Source organism: Marinomonas sp. 15G6-16, from assembly GCF_055809555.1.
The window spans coordinates 948,720-972,759 of the sequence record NZ_CM147916.1 but is presented as its reverse complement, the minus strand read 5'-3'; the positions used below and the strand labels follow the sequence as shown (position 1 = coordinate 972,759).

Here is a 24,040-nt window from a genome sequence, read left to right as displayed (position 1 = left end):
AGTATTGATCACATTTTTTATTACATTGTTTAAAGGATATTGTTGCAGAGATGTTAGACATTAAAGCATTGCGCGCTGACCCAGAAGCCATTGCGGCTCAACTTAAAAAGAAAGGCTATGAGTTGGATGTGGCGACTTTTTCTTCCTTGGAAGAGCGTCGTAAGGCCATTCAAGTAGAAACAGAACATCTGCAACAAACCCGTAATTCGGTATCCAAAGAAATTGGTCAAGCCATGAAGTCTGGCGATAAAGACAAAGCGGCGGAATTGAAAGAACAAACTGCGACATTAGGCGATGACCTAAATGCCGCTAAAGACCAATTGAATGATGTTCAGTTGGCAATGGAAGCTTTGTTAGAAGGTATTCCAAACCTACCTCATGAATCTGTGCCAGAAGGCGCAACTGAAGACGATAATGTTGAAATTCGTCGTTGGGGTGAGCCGAAAAAATTCGATTTTGAGCCAAAAGATCATGTAGATCTTGGTGAAGCTTTGGATATGTTGGACTTTGAAGCGGCGGTAAAAATAACGGGGTCACGCTTTGCTGTGATGCGTTCTGATCTTGCTCGCCTTCATCGTGCTTTGACTCAGTTTATGATCAACACACACGCTGATGAACATGGTTATTCTGAGGTTTATGTACCTTATTTGGTGAACTCTCACTCTCTTAAAGGAACGGGGCAGTTGCCGAAGTTTGAAGCAGACCTTTTCAAAGTGCCTGTCGATAAAGAAAGTGGCAACAATGATTTGTATTTGATCCCGACTGCGGAAGTGCCTGTTACCAATTTGGTGCGTGACGAAATCCTAAATGATGCAGACTTACATAAAAAGTTTGTGGCTCATACGCCATGTTTCCGTAGTGAAGCAGGCAGTTATGGTCGTGATACCCGCGGTATGATTCGCCAACACCAATTTGAGAAAGTTGAGTTGGTGCATGTTTGTCGTCCAGATCGCTCTGAAGAAGTGCTTGAAGAACTTGTTGGCCATGCAGAAACTATCCTACAAAGATTAGATCTGCCTTATCGTACGGTGATTCTATGTGGTGGCGACTTAGGTTTCTCTGCTCATAAAACTTATGACATTGAAGTGTGGTTGCCAGGCCAAGGAAAATATCGTGAGATTTCTTCTTGTTCTAATATGTGGGACTTCCAAGCTCGTCGTATGCAAGCTCGTTGGAGAAACCCAGAAACAGGTAAGCCTGAATTGGCACACACCTTGAATGGATCTGGTTTAGCCGTTGGGCGTACTTTGGTTGCTGTGTTGGAAAACTATCAAAACGAAGACGGTAGTGTTCGTGTTCCCGGCGCTCTAGTACCTTATATGGGTGGTAAAACCTTATTGAAAAAAGCGTAAGTCACGCTTTCGAATAAAAAAGCCTCCCACAGAGGCTTTTTTATTCTCTATAGACAGTAGTGGGCAGTAAAAAAATTATGACGGGCAAGGTCTATTTGATTGGTGCGGGTCCTGGCGATCCAGAATTGTTAACGTTAAAAGCGCATCGCTTATTAAAAGCAGCGGATGTGGTTCTATATGATCGTTTGGTCGGTAAAGAAATTATTGAGTTGATTCCTGAAACCGCTGAGAAAATGTATGTCGGCAAGGAAAAATCACTTCATAGCTTACCTCAGGAAGACATAAATGCCCTTCTAACGAAGAAAGCGAAAGAAGGCAATATGGTGGTTCGTCTGAAAGGCGGTGATCCATTTATTTTCGGTCGTGGCGGAGAAGAACTAGAAGAGTTGATCCAAGAAGCTGTGCCTTTTGAGGTTGTGCCAGGCGTTACGGCTGCGGCGGGTTGTGCGGCTTATGCAGGCATTCCTTTGACCCATCGAGACTATGCTCAGTCGGTTCGTTTTCTAACAGGTCATTTAAAGGACGGCACAACAGATTTGCCTTGGGAAGAGTTGATTCATCCGGCTCAAACCTTAGTGATTTATATGGGGTTGACGGCCCTAAAAGACATTAGTGCGTCTTTGATTAAATTTGGTATGAAGCCTTCTATGCCAGTAGCGGTTGTTGAAAAAGGTACGACTAAAGAGCAACGCGTTTTTACTTCAACCATTGATCAAGTTTATGATGTAGCGACGAAAAATGAAGCCAAATCACCTGCTTTGCTGATTATTGGCGAAGTGGTGGCTTTGCAAGAAAAACTGGAATGGTACGGAAAGTACTAGATTACTTTAGACTTTTAGAGCATTCATAAAAACGGAGCTTATTGATGTTGTCAGTAAGCTCCGTTTTTTATAAGCAGTTAGCAGGCTTTGGTAAACCGGCAATTTTTGCGGCTAATTTTGGTGGGCTGCCTGGAAACAGAGTCATTAAATAAATGCTTTTGCCTTTTTCTGCTCCGAGCTTTTTGGTCACGGCTTTTACCAATGGACGCATGGCGGGAGACACTTCAAAGTCTTTATAGAAATCCCTTAGTAAATAAATGATTTCCCAATGCGCTTCTGTTAATTCTAGCTCAAGTTCTTGCGCCAAATGAGTCGCCAGTTCTGGCGTCCAGTCTTCTAGGTTGAGTAAATAACCTTCTTCGTCTAAAGGTGGTGTGTTTATTTCCATTGTGATTGTCATTACCAAGTTATGTTTGATGTTGCAGAGAATGTCAGATCGATCCATTCTTCGTCAGATAGTGCTTTGCCTATTTTGGGAGACAAGCCATAGGCTGTTGCATCGCTTTGTAAATAGAGCACCTCAACTTGCTTTGCTTGGGACAGCTGCTGTAATGCTTCTAACGTTTGAGTTGTCCGTAAGATGCCTTCTTCAATCAAGAGAACTTGGTCGCCTTCCTTGAGGCTGTTTTGCCAAGTCATTTCCAGATCTGCTGAATAGGATAATTGGTTTATTTGATGAAGCTGCATAATGAAAACCGAAAGTTAAAATCGAAAGACTTGTTGATAGTTTGAAAACAATGAATGCCAATCCTGACTTTCAAGGGTTTGAATGCCTTGCCAAATATCTGAGCCAGCTATTTGATCGCTTTGTTCTACGAAAATATTTTCAATGTCGTAAAATTCCAGACCTTCTAGTAGTTTATGAAGGTTCTTGCCCTGTTCTGCACTAGGGTTTTGGTTCGTTACCAGAATGGCTAAGGCGCCGCCAGAGATGCAAAGATCGACAGGTTGTTCGAACGTTGCTAATACGAGAGCCAGATCTAGCCCTTCTTTACAGGAAAGGTTGGAATATGGACTGCTGTTTAGGTGAATTAAAGTGTGTTTCATATGGCTACCTAAACTGAATGATTTTGTCTGTGGTGTTCATGAGATCAACTAAGGTTCCCAATCCTTCTAATTGGAAATGTTCCGCCAAAGAGTGTTGTGTTAACTCATAACGCTGGCTTTCACTCTCATTAATAATTCCACGCCTTACTGCTGCGGCAATGCATAAATACAAAGAAACATCATGTTGTGTGGCGATGTCTTGCCAAGCTTGTAGAAGGCTTATTTCATCTCTTGGTGGCTGGCTAAGTTGATTGCCAAGCAAGACGGCATCCTCATAAAAAAACACACCTTTAATGCAATTAGGGTATTTGGCCAAAGCGGCTTTTATAAAGCGCAGTGCAGTATGGCATGCTTTGGTTTGATAAGGAGAACCTGTGATAAGCAGGGCGTATTGCATTAGAAAAACCTGAATAAGAATAGAAAAACGATTTGGTAAAGTTTACACATAAAAAAGGCCGCGGTCAGCGGCCTTTCATGATGGCTGGGAAACTTAATCGTCGTTTGCCATACCAAGTAGAGACAATATGCTTAGGAACATGTTGTAAATAGATACGTACAGGGTCACAGCCGCTACGATGTAGTTTGTTTCACCACCACGAACGATTTGGCTTGTTTGAAGCAAAATAACGGCACCAGAGAACAAGGCAAAACCCGCAGAGATGAAGATTTGCAAGGCTGGCATTTGTACGAAGAATCCTGCAATAACCGCAAACAATAAGACAAAGAAACCTACTGTAAGGAAGCCGTTAAGGAAACTGAAGTCTTTCTTAGAGACCAAGGCGTAAGCCGAAAGGCCTAGGAAAGATAATCCAGTCATACCCAATGCGCTCATGATCATGCTCGCACCATTGGTCATATTTAAGTAGGCGCTCAATATAGGACCTAGTGTTAAGCCCATAAAACCAGTCAAAGCAAAAACGCATAAAATGCCTGCTGAGCTGTTTTTAAATTTGTGAGTTAGAAACAACAAACCGTAAAATCCCACTAGGGTGATGATCAGCCCTGGATGAGGTAGGTTCATAGTCATGCTCAAGCCTGCAGTGAAGGCGCTGAACAATAGGGTTAGCGACAACAGTCCGTAGGTATTACGAAGCGTTTTGTTTGCCGCTTGTGACGTATGTGTCGAAAGGGCTTCTGTGTAACGCATGAGTATTACTCCTTTAGGTTTATAACAATATCTATGACGTAATATGAGGCTGAAAGTTCCAAAGTTCAAGCTTGTTTCTTCATCAAGAGAAAGAAAAGCGCTGATCTAGTGAAGAAATGCCAAAAAATAGCCTTGAAAGTACGTCATTATGCCACCTTGTTGTGTTTTTATTGTTACTTTTTATAAAGAGAAGATGTGAAGGTTGTCGTGCTTCTGGGAATGGCTTTTGATAGACTGTGACGCTCAGTATGCGAAGCGAGATTTATGTTGGATAACGACTATTCATTACCGATATCATTTTCAATGGCGGCTCAAATTGGGCTAGAAGAAACGGTATTATTAACATTTCTGAAGCAGCAGGTTTACTTAAGCGGCTCTCAGGTTTTGCGTGTCGAAATGGGGCGATTAAGCGCTCAGTTACCATTTTGGACAGTGCCAATGTTGATGCGTTTATTAGCTAATTTGCAACTTAGTCAGCTATTGAACTTTCAACGAAAAGACGAACTATTGGAAATTCAATTAGGTGCAACAAGTGCAGCGCCTACAGCAAATTCTTCACATGTACCTGTGGGTGATCCTGCTGATTCTTTGATGAGTAAAATGGATCGTTTGCATAAAGCTTCAAGAGAAAAGCAAGAAAGCGCGGGTGCTCAGTTTAAGAGTACGGTTCCAACAAGAAGCGCGCCTCAGCCAAAATCGTATCCTGCAGCACAAGTAAATAGACAGTATGATGCTCCTTCCTCTCCGCCTGTAGCGAATGATCGTCGAGGCGTGACAGATTTTGATTTGTATTTGGAGCAAAAAGAGCGTGCTCGTCAGCCAGATCAATGGCAACCTGAAGAAGCAACTTTTGAGCAAATTACCCAAGCAGGCATCACACGAGAATTTGCTTCGTCATTACAAACAGAATTTTTGCTAAGAATTAAAGAACAGCGTAAAAACGTTAGAACTTGGAACAGCGAATTTTTTAAATACGTAAAACGTCAGTGGCAATACAAACAATCGGATCGGTCTTCATATGAAGGAACCTCAGGCAATTCAACATTTACTAAAACCTCTCGAGAACAAGTTAGCGACGCCCTCACAAACATACACGACACAGACTGGTGAGCCAGATGCTGGCCGTAACCCTGACTCGGGACCAAGTGAGGCGGAACAGCAAACACGTGTTCTAGTGAATATGCTGTTCGCTCGATTTAAAGCAATTTATACCCATAAATTTGCCTCGGCTTACAGTAACCCTGATGAAGTGAAATTGGCTAAGCGCGAATGGGCCATTGCTCTAAAAGGTTTTCAGGAACCACTATTAGCTTATGCGGTGGAACGCACCAAAGAAGTGTATGCGTGGCCGCCGACGATTTCAGAGTTTTTAAAACTGATCAGCACGGCTTATAAAGCCTACGGATTGTCTGACCCTCGTTCCGCTTACCTTGAGGCTTGTGCCTGTCGAGTTGATCCATTGACTTATAAGTGGAGTCATCCAGCGGTGTTTTTTGCAGGCTCTGAAGCCGGTTGGTACAAGCTAAAATCAGAAGAAGAACGCGTTTCTTGGCCACTGTTTGAGCAAAGTTATTTAAAAGTTGTAGATAAAGTCATTGCTGGCGAGCGTTTGGTGATTCCAAAAGTTGTCATGATCGAAGACAAACACACATTGAGTGTGAAGGACTTAATTGCCAAAATTGCTCAAGATTTGTCTGTTGAAGAAGATGAAATCGCTCCTTTGCTTTATTACACGCAAAAAACCTTTGGTTCTGGTGTGCGATTACGTTATCGCGAAGTGAGCCAGAAAAAGCTATTGGAAATGGGCTATAAAGGCGAACTTCCCGCATAAGGCATTAATACATTGGTGAGGTGGTTATGTTAAAAGTGTTGATAGTAGATGACCATGACATGGTCAGCCATGGTATTAGTCGAGTATTGCAAGATGTGAATAGCGTTGAGGTTGTTGGTGTTGTGCTCAGTGGCGAGGAAGCGATTGCTCAATCAAGGGAGTTAAAACCAGACATCGTATTGATGGATGTTCATATGCCGGGCATTGGTGGTTTGGGAGCGACAAAAGAAATAAAGCGCCTTTTACCTAAGACCAAAATCATTGCTTTATCGGCATTAGACGACAATATTTATCCAGTAAAACTATTGGAAGCGGGCGCATCGGGTTATCTGACAAAAGGTACCAACACGCTTGAATTGCTAGAAGCCATTGATGTTGTTGCGAAAGGTGAACACTACATTTCCAAAAGTATTGCTCAGAAAATGGCCTTGTCTAAGTTTTCTATTGATGGGCAAGGGTCGCCATTAGGGCAGTTGTCAGACCGTGAGCTGCAAGTCGCTCAGATGATCGTTGATTGCAAAAAATCGAATGAAATTGCCGATCACTTAAATGTCAGCCCAAAAACAGTGAGCACTTATCGCACGCGAATTTTTACTAAATTGAACATAGAGAGCGACGTTGAATTGATCCGTTTGGCGGTTCGTTACAATGTGCTTGGTATGGGCTAGGCGAAAAACGAGGTTTGTTTGAGCCATTCAGAATTTGATCCAAAACACTTTGTTAGCAACTTAACGACTCGTCCAGGCGTTTACCGCATGTACGATAGTAAAGGTGCTTTGTTGTATGTTGGCAAAGCCAAAAACTTAAAAAATCGTGTGGCGAGCTATTTTCGAGTGACAGGTCTAACGACCAAAACCATGGCTTTGGTGAGTCGCATTCACACCATTGAAATTGCTGTCACCAAAAGCGAAACCGAAGCTTTATTGCTTGAGCAAACACTGATAAAACAGCACCGTCCGCCATACAATATTTTGTTGCGGGACGACAAATCCTATCCTTATATTCTCTTATCGAATCACCAACATCCGGCATTATTGTTTCGTCGTGGCGACAAAACAGGTCAAGGGACTTTATTCGGTCCGTTTCCCAGTGGTAGCGCGGTAAAAGAAAGTTTGAATACCATGCAAAAGGTATTCAAAGTTCGCCAATGTGAAGATTCGACCTACGCAAACCGCTCACGACCTTGTTTGCAATATCAGATTAAACGCTGCTCTGGGCCGTGTGTTGGACTTATTAGCGACGAAGAGTACGAATCAGACGTGCGTCATGCTCGAATGTTTTTACAGGGCAAAGACCAAGAGCTGACGTCAGAGCTGACAACGCAAATGAGTTCGGCTGCGGCGGATATGGAATTTGAACGAGCGGCAGAATTGCGCGATCAGATTATTCAATTGAAGCACATTCAAGAGCAGCAGCACGTTTATGGGCAAACGGGTGATGCGGATGTCATTGCGTCCATTATTCAACCTGGCGGTTTATGCGTTCATGTGATGATGGTGCGAAACGGTAAAGTAGTTGGCAGCAAAAGCCATTACCCCAAAATGCCCATCGAAATATCAGAAGGCGAATTGCTGTCTTCCTTTATTGCGCAGTTCTATCTTGGCGGTATTCAAGAGCTTCCTAAAACATTAATTGTCAGTCATGAGTTGGATGACTGTGAAGCCTTGGTGGACGGTATCTTTGAGACGACACAAAAGAAAATTGAAGTGCTTAGTAATGTAAGAGGTCAGCGAGCTCGTTGGTTGGATCTTGCAAAACTCAATGCCGAGCAAGGTTTGCAGGCGCGTTTGTCTGATAAACGCAATCACTTCAGTCGAGTCACGGCCTTGCAGAAATTGTTAGGTTTTGCTGAGCCGCCGAGTCACATGGAATGTTTTGATATTAGTCATTCAAGTGGGGAGGCTACGGTGGCTTCTTGTGTTGTTTTTGGCCCCGATGGTCCAGATAAAAAGCGTTATCGCTCTTTTAATATTGAAGGTGTCGAAGGTGGTGATGATTACGGCGCCATGAAACAAGCTTTGACTAGACGCTACAAGCGTGTCAAAAGCGGCGAGCTTGATCCGCCAGACGTTTTATTAATAGACGGTGGCAAGGGGCAGCTCACTCAAGCGGAAGAAGTATTAAAAGAATTGGGTTTGGTGGATATCTTCTTATTGGGTGTCGCAAAAGGTGATACGCGTAAACCCGGTTTAGAAACCTTGTATATTGGCTCTAAAGAAGATGAGGTGGTTTTGCCTCCAGATTCAGCCGCATTGCATTTGATTCAGCATATTCGTGACGAGGCTCACCGATTTGCCATTAAAACTCACCGACGTAGACGGGATAAGAAACGCCGCCATTCTGTCTTAGAAGAAATACCGGGAATTGGTCCTAGTCGTCGTAAAGAGTTACTTACCGCCTTTGGTGGCTATCAAGAGCTGCTGTCGGCAAGCCAAGAAGACATTTCTAAAGTAAAAGGAATTGGCGTGAAAAAGGCAGAAGAAATTTATCTTTACCTTCATAAAAGTTAAGCTTGTCGAAAGATAGAAAATTTCGCCTAAGAATTAGGAATAAAATGAACATACCGAATATATTGACCTCTGTACGTATTTTTATGATCCCCGTTTTGGTGGTGATTTATTACCTGCCTTGGGAAGGTCGCTATCATGCTTGCGCTATTATTTTTGCTCTTGCCGCTGTAACGGATTGGTTAGATGGTTATTTAGCGCGGAAGCTTAATCAAACAACGCCTTTTGGTGCTTTCTTCGATCCTGTGGCCGACAAAATTATGGTGGCCATTGCGCTTGTCTTATTAGTCGCAAGTTATGCTAATCCATTATTAACGCTCGCCAGCGCTGTGATTATCGGTCGAGAAATAGTCATTTCAGCATTGCGGGAGTGGATGGCGGAAATGGGTAAGCGCGCCAGCGTGGCAGTGTCTTACATAGGCAAGCTTAAAACCGCCATGCAAATGTTGGCTATATTTATCTTGTTAGGCAGTCGACCTGATACTGTTTTGGCTCATGTCGGTGAAGCGGTTCTGATTGCGGCGGCTTTGCTAACCTTATGGTCTATGTATGTTTATTTAAAAGCCGCTTGGCCTGAGCTTAGGTCTCAAGAGTCGAATAAAAAATAAACAGACAGCAAAAAAAAACGCTAAGTTAGCTATTTATTTGGATTTTTTCCTTGACGTGAAAGCTCAAATACATAGAATAGGCACCGTCTTTTGAGACGCGGGAATAGCTCAGTGGTAGAGCACAACCTTGCCAAGGTTGGGGTCGCGAGTTCGAGCCTCGTTTCCCGCTCCAAAAAACAGATTTCTGATAGAGGCCGGATGGCAGAGTGGTCATGCAGCGGACTGCAACTCCGTGAACGCCGGTTCGATTCCGACTCCGGCCTCCATAATCAGAATTGCCCGGGTGGTGAAATTGGTAGACACACAAGACTTAAAATCTTGCGCTTTAACGAGCGTACCGGTTCGATTCCGGTCCCGGGCACCATTTATGGTGCCTTTTTTTATGCCTGCACTTTCTTAAATACGCCTTATCTCGTTCAAATCTCAGCCCCTTTTATTTTTCTCATTTATCTTCCTCATATAAATTCTATAGACACTTTTGTTTATAGATCGCTTTTTTCTCTATGCTATAGTGACTAGAAATTCATTGTCTGTTTAATCCATGAAAGGAAGAAGTATCGTGAAGTTTTATGTTGGCGCTTATGCAAGTTCACCGAATGTGAGTGGTTGGGATGCAGAGAAAGAAGGTGAGTATTATTCACAGTTGAAGTCTTTAGATTCTATTAAAGGGTTAGAGCATCCTTTTGTGGGTAATTTACACGGTCACGATGATGCATGGTTTTTAGAGAATATCGATCCAAACTGGGATTTCGTTTTTACTTGTATTCCTGGTGTGATGGGAGCCTTGAGTAAGAATCCAAATTTTGGTTTGGCTTCAGATGATGAAGAAGGCCGTCAACAAGCCATTGAGTTTTGCGCTCAAGCCCGTGATGCGATCGCCAAATTGAACCAGTCTACAGGTCGTCAGTCAGTGAAAGGGATCTTTCTGCAAACGGCTCCAAATCGTACGAAAGCATCAGGCTCGGCTCAGGCATTTGAAAAGTCTTTGAATACCTTGTTAGAGTGGGATTGGCAAGGTGCTCAGCTTCTGATTGAGCATTGTGATACGCCAAATGAAGGTCATGCACCAGCGAAAGGTTTCTTGAGCTTAGAAGATGAAATTAAGGTTTTAAAAGCTTTAAACGAGCAGACGAAAACGCCACTTGGTATTGTCATTAACTGGGGGCGATCTGCATTAGAAACTCAGCGTGCAGAGCAAGCGTTAGAACATATTGAAGCGGTGAAAAAAGCGGAATTGTTAGAAGGCATTATGTTCTCTGGTGCTTCAAATCAAGAGTCTGAATACGGTGTTTGGAAAGACACTCATATGCCGCCAGCACCAATAGAACCCACTTCTTTGATGACTGAACAAGTTATACATGATTGTTTGTCGGCAAGTGGTTTCGCGAAAGACAGTGATGCAATCGTAGGCATTAAACTGGGTATTCGTCCTAGTTCTACCGATACAGATACACGAGTTGGAATTAACCGTGATGCACTAAGTATGCTGACGCGCTACTTCGATAACTAAAAGCAGTTTCGTTGTTCAAATTTAGGTTTTAAGAGCCTGGAATATTAAGGTAAAAACAGACAGGCGTTTGTTTTTACCTTTTTTTATATCTGCGGGTTAAATAGTTTTTGCTTTAAAAGGCTAATAGTTAAGTTTGACGAGATATTTTGCCTTCTTGTGATAGTATTTTGTCATCAGATCCTATTAAACGTTTGGTTGTGAGGTGTTATGTCAGAGGTACAAGAACAGGCAAAAGGTCGTCTTACGACAAGAACAGTAGCGATGCCGGGTGATACGAACCCAGCTGGCGACATCTTTGGTGGTTGGGTTGTATCTCAAATGGATATTGCCGCAGGGATATGTGCAGGGCAGCGTGCTCAGTCTCGTGTTGTGACTGTCGCTTTGGATGGGATGAGTTTTATTCGCCCTGTTAAGGTTGGGGATATCTTAGGGGTTTATACAAGAGTTGAATCCGTTGGCCGAACCTCTATGAATATTTTAGTGGAAGCTTGGGTTAGACGTGGGCGCATTGGACACCGTGAAAAAGTGACTGAAGGTATGTTCAAATTTGTGGCAATTGATGACAACGGCAAGTCAACACCTATTCCAAAAGAAGAAGATTTGCCTGATTACGTAAACCAAGGTTTTGATGATTAGCTTTTCGAATTAACTGTTTTTAGCGCAAAAAAAAGCGATTACAAATGTAATCGCTTTTTTAATGTTGGTACCAGTAGGCGGACTCGAACCGCCACGCCTTTCGGCAACGGATTTTGAATCCGTCGTGTCTACCAATTCCACCACACTGGCCTTGAAAAAGGTGAAGCGTATTTTATGACTTTTTCTTTAAGTGTCAATCGTTTAAAGGAAAATATACGGATTAAATTTCAAGTGGAGTTAATTTATTGATCTCATAACGTCTTTTGCCCAGATCATTGCATCTAGGAAAGATCGGTTGAGGTTTGCGAGTTGTTCTGGTTTCATGGCTTGCATGGTTTCCCAGTCTTGATTCTCACAAAGTAATGTTTGGCTGAGATAATCGCCCAACTCACCAGTTTGGTTGATTATGGCGTCAAGCATGCTTTTTTCTAAGGCGATTTGAGCCAAGGCGCTCTTTTTTTCCAAATTAAGCATGGCATCAATGCCAGACATTAAGCCGACCATAAAAGCAGAATCAGCATTTTTAGATTGATTCTTTTCTGCGAGCAACTGACAGCAGCGCCCACGGATTAATAGTATTTTAAGCAGTGATGGTGGCTGAGCTGCAGACGATGTCATTGTAATGAGCAGAGCCCACTTTTTAAGCTGGTTGAGACCTAGGTAAACAACGGCTTCTTTAATTGAAGTGACTTTTCTTGGAATGCCGCAAATAGGGCTGTTTAAAATCCGAAGCAATTGATAAGAAAGTTTGGGGTTTTTTGTAACAAGTTCGGTGATGTTTTCTATGCTTATGTCGTTGTTTTGAAGCGCTTTTAATAATGTGATGGCGCTTTGAGTTGCTGAGCTAATCTTTTTGCCCTTAATGATTTCTGGACGTTGTAAAAAGTAGCCTTGAAAGAGTTCGAAACCAAGTTGCTCACATTGTTCGAACATTTCAGCATCTTCAATTTTTTCAGCTAATAAAGTAATCCCTTTACTTTTTAAATCTGCGATTTCTTTTGCGTATTGGCTTGGTGGCGTTGACAGAACATCGACCTTTACAATGGAAATCCAAGGTAAAAGAGCTTGATAATCAGCACCGAATTGGTAGTCGTCTAAGGCAAACTGATAGCCAGCGGCTTGCCATTTTTTGAGTGCGTTTAAGAAGTCTGGCGTTAATGTTTGGTCTTCAAGAATTTCAATGTATACAGAGCCTGGGTTTGTCGGAAAAAAGGCGTCAGACAACATGAGGTCTGTGGTCATGTTAATAAAAAAAGGTTTGTTAAGTTGGGCGCCGATTTCAGTAATGCCAATACATAAATTCACTAATACTTGGCTTGTCGCTGTTTCGCCATCAGTAACATTGGCACTCTCTGTATTTTTTCTCGGAATAGCAATTCGTACCCAAAAATCTCCTTTGATTTTTTTAGGATAGGTTGCTGAGCCATCATAAGGTCATCTAAAGCGCTTGGAAATTCCATCGATGTACTTTTTACCTGTAAAGTAGTTGCATATATTTTAACCGTTAATAAAAACACATTGTTTCCTAGTGCCATAGCGCTAGAATTCGGACTTTTGTAGCTTTATGTACGAAAACCTCCATGCTTAACAAAACTATGGATTTCAGTTGACACTCAAATAAAGTGCTCATAAAATTCTGCGCTGTTCGATGGGGCTATAGCTCAGCTGGGAGAGCGCTTGCATGGCATGCAAGAGGTCTGCGGTTCGATCCCGCATAGCTCCACCATCGAATGCAAAACCTTTCTACCGATTCGATCCAATTACCCTCTCTGAATGAATTCTTCATTTTTATTGCTTTTAGAATGTTTGACGGCCTGCAAGCATTAAGTTGATTCCCCGTGATCTTTTACCTAAGCCATATTGTTTAGTATTGTGTGAGCTACTTAAATAAATCGAGCTGAGACTTATTATGAACGCACAATTAGCATCAATTTCCTTGTTGAAATGTCAGTCTTATATTGATGGAAAATGGCAAGAGGCAGAATCCGGTAAGACCTTTGCCGTGACTAATCCTGCGAATGGTGAGCACATTATAGATGTGGCTGATTCAGGAGCTGAAGAAACTACCTTGGCGGTAGAAGCGGCTGCAAAAGCTCAAAAAAGTTGGCAGGCATTGACTGCTAAAGAGCGTACAACTTTGCTACGTCGCTGGAATCAACTCATTCTCGATAACCAAGATGATTTAGCAAAACTAATGACCTTGGAACAAGGCAAGCCACTGGCAGAGGCCAAAGGGGAAGTAGCCTATGGTGCTTCTTTTATTGAGTGGTTTGCCGATGAAGCGCGTCGTTTATATGGCGATGTTATCCCAACCTTTGCTAATGACCGTCGCGTCTTAACCATCAAACAAGGTATTGGTGTGGTCGCGGCCATTACGCCATGGAATTTCCCCATCGCCATGATCACCCGTAAAGCCGGTCCTGCTTTGGCAGCAGGTTGTACTATTGTGATTAAGCCGTCTGAGGAAACGCCTTTGTGTGCTTTGGCCTTGGCCGAATTAGCCCATCAAGCTGGCATTCCAGCTGGTGTGTTGAATGTGGTTGTAGGTAAAGACGCTAAAGCCATTGGTGGCGTATTGACCAGCCATCCAACCGTTCGCAAACTGAGCTTCACAGGTTCAACGCCCGTGGGAAAATTGTTGTTGTCCCAGTGCGCACAAACCGTCAAACGCACCTCAATGGAATTAGGTGGCAATGCGCCATTTATTGTTTTTGATGACGCGGATTTAGACGCGGCCGTCGAAGGAGCCATTGCTTCAAAATACCGCAATGCAGGTCAAACTTGCGTGTGTGCCAACCGAATTCTTGTGCAAGATGAGATTTACGATGCTTTTGCAGAAAAACTTGCGGCACGAGTAGCGACCTTTAAAACCGGAGAAGGGTTCAAAGATGGCGTGACCATTGGCCCACTGATTAATCCAGCCGCCATTAATAAAGTGGAAGAATTGGTACAAGATGCAGTGGGCAAGGGCGCGAAGACATTACTTGGTGGCGCCAAAGCCAGCGAAGCCGGTTGCGCAATTCTTTGAGCCAACTATCCTCACTGATGTTACCCGTGATATGGCGATCTTCTCCAATGAAATTTTTGGCCCTGTTGCGCCATTGTTCCGTTTCAGCACAGAGGAAGAGGCTGTGGCATTGGCGAACGATACGCCATTTGGTTTAGCAGCTTATTTCTACACACAAAACATTGGTCGCACTTGGCGAGTAGGCGAAGCTTTGGAATACGGTTTAGTAGGCATTAATGAAGGCCTTATCTCGAATGAAGTGGCGCCGTTTGGCGGCATGAAAGAATCCGGCAGTGGTCGCGAAGGTTCTAAATACGGCATCGATGAGTACGTCGAAATCAAATACCTATGCATGGGCGGTTTGGCGTAAGCCTCACCGCGTTTTTCGTCTGCATGAAATGTCTTCTTTTTTGAGCCTTGCAGGGTTAGGCTTATTTCGGTTGTTTCTTTGAAATAGTAGGATTTGTAAATGTTTCAACTTTATACAGGTAATCGGCTAGAGGATTTGGCCGTATTGCTTGCGAAGATTTTGTCTGTCTCTCCGCCAGAAAATCCATTTGATGACGAGTATATTTTGGTGCAAAACCCTGGGATGGCTCAGTGGTTGAAGATGTTTCTAGCTCAGTCTCATTCTATTTCAGCGGGCTTTTCTTTTCCCTTGCCATCTACTTTTGTTTGGCAGACTTTTGCCCAAACGCTGAGCGATATTCCTTCTCAAAGTGAATTTAACAAACCTTTCTTAGTTTGGCGCTTAATGCGCATTCTAGATTCTCGCTTAGGAGGTCCAGAGTTTCAGGCGCTGAGTTGGTATTTAGAAGACGACGACACACAAACTCGACGTTTTCAGTTGTGCAGTAGTATTGCGGATATTTACGACCAATATCTTGTTTATCGCCCTGACTGGATCAAAATTTGGGAATCCGGTGAATGCCAAGATGCTTCCTTAAACGCCTTGTTTGAGCAGCAACCTTGGCAAGCGATTTTATGGCGGGATTTGGTTGCAGACATCAGTGAGCAAAGCACTTCCTTATATCATCGTGGAAACTTGATTGAAGCCTTGCAAGAAGCGTCTCAATCCTCGTCTCGACCTGTGGGTGTGCCGGAACGTATTTTTATTTTTGGCGTTTCTTCGCTTCCACCTAACACCTTAGAATCACTTCGTGTATTGGCCGCATCTGGTTGGATTGAAATTCATCTTTTCCTACAAAACCCATGTCGTTTTTATTGGGGTGATGTGGTCGATAAACATTACTTTGGCCGAGAGATTAAACGCCAAACCCTTAAGCCAGGTTTGAGTGCTGATACCTTGCACCTTGATGCGAATCCTTTGTTGGCAAGTTGGGGGCGTTTGGGAAGAGATTACATCGCACAACTGCAAGACATGGCAGACAACCAATTAGAAGTATTTGAAGATTATGCTGTCGCTAGCGAAGCGCTTAAAAATAGCGGAGCGTTTGAGAATCAAGAGCTTGCATCGAATTTACAAAAAAATGGTTTGTTGCAATGGGTTCAGCAAGATGTATTAACCCTAGAAAATCATGGTTCAAAAGAAGAGCGCGACGCTCATATTGCGACGGCCGAGTACCGTCACTTGGTGGATTGTGATGATCAAAGTATTCGAGTGCAGCTTTGCCACAGCCCATTGCGTGAAGTGGAAGTCTTGCATGATCAGCTTTTGCAAATGTTTGAGAAAAACCCAACATTGACGCCAAAAGACATCATTGTGATGTTGCCAGACGTAAACACTTACAGCCCATTTGTTAAGGCGGTTTTTGGTGCGAAAAACAGCGCACAAAGCAAGAAACACATTCCTTTTGCCTTAATAGATCAATCGGGTGGAATGGAAAATCCTATTGTCGATGCCTACTTGTATCTACTCGGGTTAGGCGAAAGCCGCTTTACTTTGTCGGAATTAATCAGTGTGCTGGAAGTGCCAGCGGTGTTGGCGCGTTTTGAGCTGACAACAGATGAGTTAGAGCGCATTCGTCTTTGGTCTACAGAAGTCGGTATTCGCTGGGGCATGGATGGCAAAACGGCTCAACAGCATGACCTTCCAATTCAAGAATCTCACACTTGGCTAAATGGCATGCGACGCATGTTGTTAGGTTATGCAATGGGTCATGATCATATTTGGGAAGGCACATTAAGTTATGGTGATGTGGAAGGTTTGGAAGCGTCTGTTGCAGGAAAGCTAGCAGAATTCCTCGTTGCGATTGACGATGCTCAAGTGCGCCTTATGCAGGCATTATCACCAAAAGAGTGGATTTCAACCTTATATTATTTATTAGAAAGGTTCTTTTTAGTTGAAGAAGACGATGCGTTTCCTGCGTCATTGAGTAAGCATTTGGATACGTTAACGCTGCAATGGCAACAAGCGCATTTTGACGCACCTTTAGAGCAACAGGTAATACGCCAGCTGTTGTCTCCTATGCTGCAAGAGTCTCAAGGAAGTCAGCGTTTTCTTGCTGGGCGAGTGAATTTTTGTACCTTGATGCCGATGCGTTCTGTGCCTTTTAAAGTGATTTGTGTATTGGGATTAAACGAAGGGGATTATCCTCGAAGCGTTGCGCCAATGGGCTTTGATTTGATGGTTGGGCAATATCGCAGTGGCGACCGAAGCCGCCGAGAAGACGACAAATACTTGTTCCTTGAAGCTTTGATGTCCGCACGAGACTGTTTTTACATCAGTTATGTTGGCCGTAGCATTCAGGATAACAGCGAAAAGAATCCATCTATCTTGGTGAGCGAACTATTGGAATACATCGGACAAAGTTGTGTGTTTGAGGGTGATCAAAATCTGGCGCCGGATGAAGCGCAAGTCGCTTTGTTGGAGCGACTGATTGTGAAGCATCCTTTGCAACCCTTTAATCCGGCTTACTATTCTTCAGGCAATTCTTCTTCAAGTGAACGATTTTACAGTTATGACGAGCAATGGCTGCCAGCTTTAATGAGTGTTCAAGAAGAGGAGGTCGTGTCTGGATTCACGCCTTTGGAAGGGCTGGAGCAACCTAGATTAGAGCTGGCCTTGGATGAATTGTCGCGCTTTATCAGTCACCCAACACGTTATTTCACCCAACGTCGTTTAAAGGCGTATTTGAGCTTACGAGAAGAGGAAGAGAGAGAAGACGAACCTTTCGCTTTAGACGGCTTGGCTGGGTATCAACTGCGAGAAGCCTTGCTCCAAGCCATGTTAAAAGGCGATGAAGCGACTTTTATTGAAAGATTGTCTTTGACAGGAGAGTTACCTTACGGCGCATTAGGGCGTTTGTCTTTGCAGAAAAGTCGAAGCCAATGCCAACAGTTGTTTACGGCTCTGCAAGGATATTCATTGGAAGAGTGCGAGCCAATCGAAGTGAATTTATCGCTAGGCAGCATTCTTCTTCAAGCTTGGTTAGATCGTCCTACAGCCACGACGCGTTTGTCCTATCGAATAGGTGATTTATCGGCCCATCAAAAAATGCAGGTCTGGATTGAGCATTTGGCATTGTGTGCTCAAGGTACGCCGAAGCAACATCACCTTATTAATCTCTCGAAAACAGGTAAATTGCTGCAACATGGCTTTATCTTAATCTCGCCGGATGAAGCGAAAGAGCACCTAACCAATATGCTGGCTTTGTTGCAGCAAGGCTTATGTCAGCCTTTGGCATTGCCTGCGAAAGCAGCCGATGCTTGGTGTAAAAGTTATTGCTCCAGTAAGACGGAAGGTGATGCGGATACGGCATGGGAGCAAGCGTTGAAAATTTATCAAGAAAGCAGCAGTGCCTTTACTAGTAGCGAAGTTGACGACGCTTATTGGCAGCGCTATTACCCAGATTTAAGCGAGCAAAAAGACAACTTTGTCGCTATGTGTGAATTAATTTGGTTGCCGATGCACCGTCATTTGGAGGTGCTCGAATGAGTCTTTTTTCTCCCTCTTTAAATTCTCCAACGCCAGAACAGTTAAACGCGTTAACCTTTCCTTTGTTTGGGAAGCGTTTGATTGAAGCCAGCGCAGGAACAGGAAAAACCTACACCATCGCCAATTTATATTTAAGGCTTCTTGTACCAACAGGCTGCGAAGGTGACTTAAACAAGCCGCTGACAGTCGATCAAATTTTGGTGGTGACTTTTACTGAAGCGGCCACAGCAGAATTGAAAGCCAGAATTCGAGATCGAATTCGTGTGGCGCGTAAGGCTTTGTTGCAAGGTGAAAGTAAAGACGTGTTCTTGAAAGATTGGCTGGCACAAATGTCGGACGACCAACGATCAGGCGCGATAGAAAAATTGCTTTACGCTGAAAAACAAATGGACGAAGCGGCAGTATTTACCATTCATGGTTTTTGTCAGCGCATGCTCAGTCAGAACGCTTTTGAAAGCCGTATGTTGTTTCAACAAACCATAGAAACCGACGAGCAAGCGCCTTTGTCTATGGCGGTTAAAGATGTCTGGCGAAGTGTGTTTTATCCAATGGATGACACAAAAGCGGCTTTGATTCAGCCAATTTGGTCATCGCCAGACGCCTTACTAAAAGATCTGTCGTTACTAAATAATCAGCCAGACGCTCAAATTGTCGCGCCCGATTACGATTGGGAAAGCGCATTACTGCAATCACAGCAAACCATGGTCGCTGTAAGAAGTATGTGGCTGGCGCAATCCCAAGACATTATTGATGCCTTAGAACACAGTGGTATTAAGCGTAATTTTTGGCGTAAAGACCCATCAAAAGACATTCAAGCCATGACTCAATGGGCGCATTCATCTCGTTTCGAGCTGGATAAATGCCTTGAAAAGTTTGACGCCAATGAGCACGCGAGTCGCATAAGTAAAGGCGGTGAGCCACCTGTCCATGCGTTTTTTGACTTGGTGAAAACTTTACGAGAAAGCTTTCCAGAAGCGGGCCGATTAAAAGCGGTATTGTTAACCCAGCTTTGGCAACACACCCAAGAGCGAATGAAGCGTTGGAAACGCAGTACACAATCGCTGACCTTCACCGATTTATTGACCTCATTAGACGTCGCGTTAGCGCAAGACGAAGCAGGGAAATTGGCGGAGCGGATTCGTCACCTTTATCCGATTGCTTTAATTGATGAGTTCCAAGATACCGATGCGGTGCAATATCGGATTTTTTCTAATGTTTATGCGCCTGCAACGCCAGATCAAAATGCCTTAGGTTTGATCATGATTGGCGACCCGAAGCAGGCAATTTACGCCTTTCGTGGCGCGGATATTTACACTTATTTGGCGGCGAAAAAACAGGTCGACAGTATTTATTCTTTAGCGACGAATTACCGTTCCTCAGCGGCCATGATTCAGTCGGTTAATGGGCTTTTCACCACTCAAGATAAACCGTTTCGAGTAGACGGAATTCCATTTGTTGAAGTGCAAGACCGAGGCATCGCCGGACGCTTTTCCCGACAAGGGGAAACCCAAGCCGCTTTGCAGTTTTTGTATCAAGAAACAGATGAGCCGGTTTCTCCAGCGGATTACCGGAACATCATGGCGGAATCCTGTGCTGCGCATTTACACGCGTTATTATTGGAAGGCCAGCAAGGGCAAGCGCTTATTGATGGTGAAGGTGTTCGACCAAAAGACATTGCTTTGCTTGTGACGAACTTTAGCCAAGCAAATGCCTTGAAATCGGCACTGCGTCAGCGTGGTATTGCCAGTGTGTATTTGAGTGACAAAGGTTCCGTGTTTGAAACCGTTGAAGCCCGTGAGCTATTAATCGTATTGACAGCTATTTTGTCCAATGGACAAGAACGTAAGCTGCGTTCCGCTCTGGCGACCAACTTGGTTGAGTGGTCTTTGGAAGATTTAGACACTCTGAATCACGATGATCTTGTGTACGAAGAGTGGGTGAAAAAGTTTCGTCAGTACCTTGAGGTTTGGGATCAACAAGGTCTCTTGCCGATGTTACGAATGTTTATGCAAGAAGTGTCTTTGGCGGCGAATATGCTGAGCCATATTGGTGGAGAGCGACGTTTAACAGACTTCTTGCACCTGACCGAGAAGTTACAGCAAAAATCCCTTGAACTGGACTCGAAAGAAGGCGTTTTACGTTATCTCAAGTTGGCGATTCAAAATCCGAATGGCAACAGTGATGAACAGAAAATTCGTCTTGAGACAGACGCTGAGCTGGTGCGTATTGTCACTATTCACAAAAGTAAGGGCTTGGAATACCCGATTGTGTATTTGCCTTTTGCTTTAACGCCGTATCGAGATCAAAAAGGTTCTGCTTTGTATCATGATGACCAGCAGCAGTTATGGATTGCCATTGACCCAGATGAAGGCGAATGCGAGCGGCATAAAGAAGAGTTGTACGCTGCGGAAATTCGTTTGGCTTATGTCGCGCTTACTCGTTCAAAAGAAGCCTGTTTTATTGGTTGTATGGAGGTTGGAAAGGGCGCGACAAAACAGAAAGAAGCGGAATCGAATGTGCATCTAAGTGGCGTTGGCGCTTTGATCTCGGAAGGTGAATCATTAGATGCTGGTGCTTTATACCCAAGCCTTGAACGTCTTTGTAGCCGTTATCAGCCTCATCAAATGTGGTTGCAAAACTTACCTAACGAACCTTTAGAATTGCCAAGATTTAAAATGGCTGAAGCGGCAGTGATTCACCCTGAAGCACTCGAATTTAAAGGCCGAATTGAACGAGATTGGTGGGTGGGAAGTTATTCGTCTTTGGTTGTGGAAGACAAAGAGCATCACGACGAAAGTGTGCCTGGTTTGGATGAAATGACCAATGTGGTCGACCCGCTAGCGGATCTTATAGACGAACCTGAACTCTTGTTAGAGCCAGTGAGTAATCGATTTACTTTTCCAAAAGGCGCTAAGCCGGGAACCTTTTTGCACGATACTTTGGAAGGCAAAGCCTTACATGATGTGACCTCTACGCCGAGTTTTAAAGACTTGCTCAAAACAAGTCATCATAAACTGATGGCGGATTATTATGAGCGTTATGGCTTTGCAGAGTGGCAATCTGTGTTGAATGAATGGCTGCCGGATATCGTGAATACAGAGCTATTTGAAGGCATGAGCCTTGGTGCATTGACTCAGTCGGCTTGCCGAAAGGAAATGGAGTTCTTTATTCCTGTCGATGGCATGAACGCTTTGCAATTGGATCGAATTTCTCGTGAGCATGACGCTGTATCGCGTATTGCGCCAATGATTCAAGATCGTCCATTAAAAGGCATGTTGAAAGGATTTATCGATTTGTTATTTGAGTGGGAAGGGCGTTATTACGTTCTGGATTATAAATCGAATTATTTGGGTGACGAGTTTGCCGATTATGAGCAGGGTAAGCTTGTTCATGCCATGGGCGAACACAGATACGATTTACAATATCAACTTTATACTTTGGCTTTGCATCGCTTGTTAAAACAGCGTTTACCTGATTATGACTATGAGAAACATGTCGGCGGTGTGGTGTATTTATTCCTTCGAGGTATGCGCTCTGGACAGCAAACGGGCGTCTTCCAAACTCGTTTAACGCTTGAACATGTCAATGCCTTAGATGCGCTTTTCTGTGGCGATGCAGATACCAATGAGGCGGTGCAATATGGACTTTTCTAATGGCTTGGATTTATCCATTTGGCAGGAAAAAGGGATATTACGTGCGATTGATTGCCAATGGGTTGAGCATCTTTCAAATCATGTCGAGGAAGACATTGATTCGGTGTTAGTGGCGGGCGCTTTATGCAGTGCTTATCTTGGCGCGGGGCATATTTGTATTGATTTAGCGGCCATTTGGCAAGCGCCACCAGAAGGTATGACGTTAGAAGAGCTTCGTCGTGCATTGGCTTTATGTGGTGTTACAAGTGTTGATGAATGGCGAAACGCACTGGTGAAAAGTGCTTTGGTGACGTTAGATGAGCAACTTGCTGAGCGTCCAATGGTGTTGTCTGGAACACGTTTGTATTTATATCGATATTATCAATATGAACAGCAGGTTCTGATCTACTTGAAGAAGCAGTTTGATATGTCGCCTTATGATGTGGATGCGAATCTGATTGCGCAGCTTTTCCCGAATAAAAGTGACTCTGTAGATTGGCAAAAAGTGGCTGTCGCGAATGCGGCGAGTTTACCGTTCGCTGTAATTAGTGGAGGCCCTGGAACAGGTAAAACAACCACTGTCACTAAGTTATTGGCTTTGTTGGTCGCGCAAGCGGCAGAGCAAGGTCAAGCTTTGCGTATAGAACTGGCTGCGCCAACCGGGAAAGCGGCAGCGCGTTTAACGGAATCCATTTCTAAAGCCAAATCTGGCTTACCCTTAAGTAGCGATATTAAGCAAGCGATTCCAGAGCAAGCCAGTACTTTGCACCGTTTATTAGGCAGTGATTTTGGCCGCAGCCGCTTTAAGCACAATAAAGAAAATCCCTTACATCTTGATGTGTTGCTGGTGGATGAAGTGTCCATGGTGGATTTACCCATGATGGCAAAACTGATTGATGCCATGCCATCCCATGGGCGATTGATTTTATTGGGCGATAAAGATCAATTAGCGTCTGTGGAAGCGGGCGGAGTGTTAGGCGATTTATCCTTCGGTATCGAGAAGGTTTATTTTCAGCCAGATTGGGCGGAACGTTTGGCGCAACTAACGGGTGAAAATCTTCAGCCTTATTCCAATGCTTCGGCTCCTTCTATCAGCCGAGCTTTGACCTTATTAAGAACCAGTTATCGTTTTGCCGCAGACAGTGGAATTGGTCAGCTGGCGAAAGCCATGAACGCAGGTGATGTTAAAGGCGTTTTGCATTGCCTTGAATCGAACAAAGCAGATGTTCATTGGCAAGTACCCAAAGAAGGGCAAACCAAAGCTGACATTGCGGCCTTGGCAAAAGGTTATGATGGATATTGGGATGCGGTGCGAGAGGTGAATAATAGCGCTTACGACAGTCAGTCTATTTCAAAAATATACTCTGTGTTTTCTCGCTATCAAATTTTAACCGCTGTGCGCCAAGGTGAGTTTGGTGTGGAGAAGGTAAACGCTCAACTTGAACAGTACTTTTATCAACGTGGACGAGTAAAAGATCCTCATGTTTGGTATCCCGGTAAAGCGGTAATGTTGACGCGAAATGATGCGGCGTTGGGTTTGTTTAATGGCGATATTGGTTTGTGCATGCCGGATGAATCGCAGCGATTGAGGGTTTGGTTTATTCAACCTGATGGCAGCTTTACTGGGTTATTACCGAGTCGATTGAGTGAGTTCGAAGTCGTGTTTGCAATGACAGTGCATAAATCTCAAGGCTCGGAATTTGAGAAAGTCGATTTGCTGTTGCCTATGACGCCTTCGCCAGTGTTAACCCGAGAGCTGATTTATACAGGTATTACAAGGGCGAAAAAAGACTTCACCTTGTGGGGATCCGGCCATTTGATTCGCGCAGCGGCTGAATCTCGAATTGAGCGACATTCAGGTTTGGTTGAGGCGTTGTGGTCTGTTTCTTAAAACTTGATATTGCGCCATTAACCCCCATTAAAAGATAACGAGTAAGTCTTTGAATCGTTAGAAAAACATTACATTAAATATTATTTAGAGTCGTTCTTGCTTTAATACTTTTGTGATAGGGTAAGCACCGATATTAATGTCGTCTTTTAAAGA

At 43.8% G+C, this 24,040-nt stretch carries 18 protein-coding genes, 5 tRNA genes and 1 pseudogene; 17 read left to right on the top strand and 7 right to left on the bottom strand.

The annotated features are described in order from the left end of the window. Positions 1-50 precede the first annotated feature (50 nt). Both serS and cobA read left to right on the top strand, forming a co-directional pair. On the top strand, positions 51-1,352 hold the full coding sequence (serS, locus tag AC0L46_RS04690; protein ID WP_473506154.1) for a serine--tRNA ligase: 1,302 nt from the start codon (positions 51-53) through the stop codon (positions 1,350-1,352). Between the two features lie 59 nt (positions 1,353-1,411). Further along, positions 1,412-2,173, top strand: coding sequence for a uroporphyrinogen-III C-methyltransferase (gene cobA, locus AC0L46_RS04685; RefSeq protein WP_473506152.1), 762 nt, complete (start codon positions 1,412-1,414; stop codon positions 2,171-2,173). 67 nt (positions 2,174-2,240) lie between these two features. On the opposite strand, the gene AC0L46_RS04680 is transcribed toward cobA, so the two are convergent. The 5 genes from AC0L46_RS04680 to AC0L46_RS04660 form a co-directional block, all read right to left on the bottom strand. Continuing rightward, positions 2,241-2,561: a TusE/DsrC/DsvC family sulfur relay protein gene (locus AC0L46_RS04680; RefSeq protein ID WP_473506150.1), complete on the bottom strand. Its 321-nt coding sequence runs from the start codon at positions 2,559-2,561 to the stop codon at positions 2,241-2,243. Between the two features lie 11 nt (positions 2,562-2,572). After that, positions 2,573-2,860 carry a DsrH/TusB family sulfur metabolism protein gene (locus AC0L46_RS04675; protein WP_473506147.1) on the bottom strand — a complete coding sequence of 96 codons (288 nt, stop codon included), beginning with the start codon at positions 2,858-2,860 and terminating at the stop codon, positions 2,573-2,575. Between the two features lie 15 nt (positions 2,861-2,875). Continuing rightward, positions 2,876-3,220: a DsrE family protein gene (locus tag AC0L46_RS04670; protein WP_473506145.1), complete on the bottom strand. Its 345-nt coding sequence runs from the start codon at positions 3,218-3,220 to the stop codon at positions 2,876-2,878. A gap of 4 nt (positions 3,221-3,224) precedes the next feature. Beyond that, on the bottom strand, positions 3,225-3,617 hold the full coding sequence (tusD, locus tag AC0L46_RS04665) for a sulfurtransferase complex subunit TusD (protein ID WP_473506143.1): 393 nt from the start codon (positions 3,615-3,617) through the stop codon (positions 3,225-3,227). A gap of 93 nt (positions 3,618-3,710) precedes the next feature. Next, a complete protein-coding gene (locus tag AC0L46_RS04660) occupies positions 3,711-4,367 on the bottom strand; it encodes a Bax inhibitor-1/YccA family protein (RefSeq protein WP_317004777.1) in 657 nt (218 codons plus the stop codon). Between the two features lie 303 nt (positions 4,368-4,670). Here AC0L46_RS04660 and AC0L46_RS04655 point away from each other — a divergent pair, with 303 nt between their 5' ends. The 10 genes from AC0L46_RS04655 (at position 4,671) to AC0L46_RS04610 (ending at position 11,459) form a co-directional block, all read left to right on the top strand. Further along, on the top strand, positions 4,671-5,477 hold the full coding sequence (locus tag AC0L46_RS04655) for a DnaT-like ssDNA-binding domain-containing protein (protein ID WP_473506140.1): 807 nt from the start codon (positions 4,671-4,673) through the stop codon (positions 5,475-5,477). Then, positions 5,386-6,198 (top strand): replication protein P, encoded by an 813-nt coding sequence (locus AC0L46_RS04650; protein ID WP_473506138.1) that lies wholly within the window; start codon positions 5,386-5,388, stop codon positions 6,196-6,198. Before AC0L46_RS04655 ends, AC0L46_RS04650 begins: the two co-directional genes overlap by 92 nt. A gap of 26 nt (positions 6,199-6,224) precedes the next feature. Next, complete coding sequence (locus tag AC0L46_RS04645; protein ID WP_473506136.1) at positions 6,225-6,866, top strand: response regulator; 642 nt, start codon at positions 6,225-6,227, stop codon at positions 6,864-6,866. An 18-nt stretch (positions 6,867-6,884) separates the two neighbouring features. Continuing rightward, the gene (gene uvrC, locus AC0L46_RS04640; RefSeq protein WP_473506134.1) at positions 6,885-8,708 is read left to right on the top strand and encodes an excinuclease ABC subunit UvrC; all 1,824 of its coding nucleotides are present in this window, start codon (positions 6,885-6,887) and stop codon (positions 8,706-8,708) included. Between the two features lie 44 nt (positions 8,709-8,752). Continuing rightward, on the top strand, positions 8,753-9,313 hold the full coding sequence (pgsA, locus tag AC0L46_RS04635; RefSeq protein ID WP_414682597.1) for a CDP-diacylglycerol--glycerol-3-phosphate 3-phosphatidyltransferase: 561 nt from the start codon (positions 8,753-8,755) through the stop codon (positions 9,311-9,313). 97 nt (positions 9,314-9,410) lie between these two features. Continuing rightward, positions 9,411-9,485: transfer RNA gene (locus tag AC0L46_RS04630), tRNA-Gly, on the top strand. 20 nt (positions 9,486-9,505) lie between these two features. Beyond that, positions 9,506-9,579, top strand: a tRNA-Cys gene (locus AC0L46_RS04625). A gap of 11 nt (positions 9,580-9,590) precedes the next feature. Then, positions 9,591-9,677 (top strand) — tRNA-Leu (locus AC0L46_RS04620). 195 nt (positions 9,678-9,872) lie between these two features. Further along, positions 9,873-10,823 carry a DUF4862 family protein gene (locus tag AC0L46_RS04615; protein ID WP_473506132.1) on the top strand — a complete coding sequence of 317 codons (951 nt, stop codon included), beginning with the start codon at positions 9,873-9,875 and terminating at the stop codon, positions 10,821-10,823. A 207-nt stretch (positions 10,824-11,030) separates the two neighbouring features. Further along, the gene (locus AC0L46_RS04610; RefSeq protein ID WP_414682599.1) at positions 11,031-11,459 is read left to right on the top strand and encodes an acyl-CoA thioesterase; all 429 of its coding nucleotides are present in this window, start codon (positions 11,031-11,033) and stop codon (positions 11,457-11,459) included. A gap of 65 nt (positions 11,460-11,524) precedes the next feature. Here the strand turns inward: AC0L46_RS04610 and AC0L46_RS04605 are convergent. Both AC0L46_RS04605 and AC0L46_RS04600 read right to left on the bottom strand, forming a co-directional pair. Next, positions 11,525-11,609 (bottom strand) — tRNA-Leu (locus tag AC0L46_RS04605). 87 nt (positions 11,610-11,696) lie between these two features. Next, the gene (locus tag AC0L46_RS04600) at positions 11,697-12,764 is read right to left on the bottom strand and encodes an EAL and HDOD domain-containing protein (RefSeq protein ID WP_473506130.1); all 1,068 of its coding nucleotides are present in this window, start codon (positions 12,762-12,764) and stop codon (positions 11,697-11,699) included. A 345-nt stretch (positions 12,765-13,109) separates the two neighbouring features. Between AC0L46_RS04600 and AC0L46_RS04595 the strand changes: the two genes are divergently transcribed. The 5 genes and pseudogenes from AC0L46_RS04595 to recD all read left to right on the top strand — a co-directional run bounded on the left by AC0L46_RS04595 (position 13,110) and on the right by recD (position 23,887). Continuing rightward, positions 13,110-13,185, top strand: a tRNA-Ala gene (locus AC0L46_RS04595). Positions 13,186-13,368: 183 nt separating this feature from the next. Continuing rightward, a pseudogene (locus AC0L46_RS04590) lies at positions 13,369-14,836 on the top strand (NAD-dependent succinate-semialdehyde dehydrogenase). Positions 14,837-14,935: 99 nt separating this feature from the next. After that, the gene (gene recC, locus AC0L46_RS04585; RefSeq protein WP_473506128.1) at positions 14,936-18,364 is read left to right on the top strand and encodes an exodeoxyribonuclease V subunit gamma; all 3,429 of its coding nucleotides are present in this window, start codon (positions 14,936-14,938) and stop codon (positions 18,362-18,364) included. Next, entirely contained in the window at positions 18,361-22,017 is a 3,657-nt protein-coding gene (gene recB, locus AC0L46_RS04580; RefSeq protein WP_473506127.1) for an exodeoxyribonuclease V subunit beta, read from the top strand. The genes recC and recB overlap by 4 nt, the downstream gene beginning before the upstream one ends. Next, complete coding sequence (gene recD, locus AC0L46_RS04575; RefSeq protein ID WP_473506125.1) at positions 22,004-23,887, top strand: exodeoxyribonuclease V subunit alpha; 1,884 nt, start codon at positions 22,004-22,006, stop codon at positions 23,885-23,887. The genes recB and recD overlap by 14 nt, the downstream gene beginning before the upstream one ends. Positions 23,888-24,040 lie beyond the last annotated feature (153 nt).

Coding starts and splice junctions, on each gene's coding strand:
- serS (WP_473506154.1), top strand. CDS start 51: ATGTTAGACATTAAAGCATTGCGCGCTGACCCAGAAGCCATTGCGGCT.
- AC0L46_RS04680 (WP_473506150.1), bottom strand. CDS start 2,561: ATGGAAATAAACACACCACCTTTAGACGAAGAAGGTTATTTACTCAAC.
- AC0L46_RS04675 (WP_473506147.1), bottom strand. CDS start 2,860: ATGCAGCTTCATCAAATAAACCAATTATCCTATTCAGCAGATCTGGAA.
- AC0L46_RS04670 (WP_473506145.1), bottom strand. CDS start 3,220: ATGAAACACACTTTAATTCACCTAAACAGCAGTCCATATTCCAACCTT.
- tusD (WP_473506143.1), bottom strand. CDS start 3,617: ATGCAATACGCCCTGCTTATCACAGGTTCTCCTTATCAAACCAAAGCA.
- AC0L46_RS04660 (WP_317004777.1), bottom strand. CDS start 4,367: ATGCGTTACACAGAAGCCCTTTCGACACATACGTCACAAGCGGCAAAC.
- AC0L46_RS04655 (WP_473506140.1), top strand. CDS start 4,671: ATGGCGGCTCAAATTGGGCTAGAAGAAACGGTATTATTAACATTTCTG.
- AC0L46_RS04650 (WP_473506138.1), top strand. CDS start 5,386: ATGAAGGAACCTCAGGCAATTCAACATTTACTAAAACCTCTCGAGAAC.
- AC0L46_RS04645 (WP_473506136.1), top strand. CDS start 6,225: ATGTTAAAAGTGTTGATAGTAGATGACCATGACATGGTCAGCCATGGT.
- pgsA (WP_414682597.1), top strand. CDS start 8,753: ATGAACATACCGAATATATTGACCTCTGTACGTATTTTTATGATCCCC.
- AC0L46_RS04610 (WP_414682599.1), top strand. CDS start 11,031: ATGTCAGAGGTACAAGAACAGGCAAAAGGTCGTCTTACGACAAGAACA.
- recC (WP_473506128.1), top strand. CDS start 14,936: ATGTTTCAACTTTATACAGGTAATCGGCTAGAGGATTTGGCCGTATTG.
- recB (WP_473506127.1), top strand. CDS start 18,361: ATGAGTCTTTTTTCTCCCTCTTTAAATTCTCCAACGCCAGAACAGTTA.
- recD (WP_473506125.1), top strand. CDS start 22,004: ATGGACTTTTCTAATGGCTTGGATTTATCCATTTGGCAGGAAAAAGGG.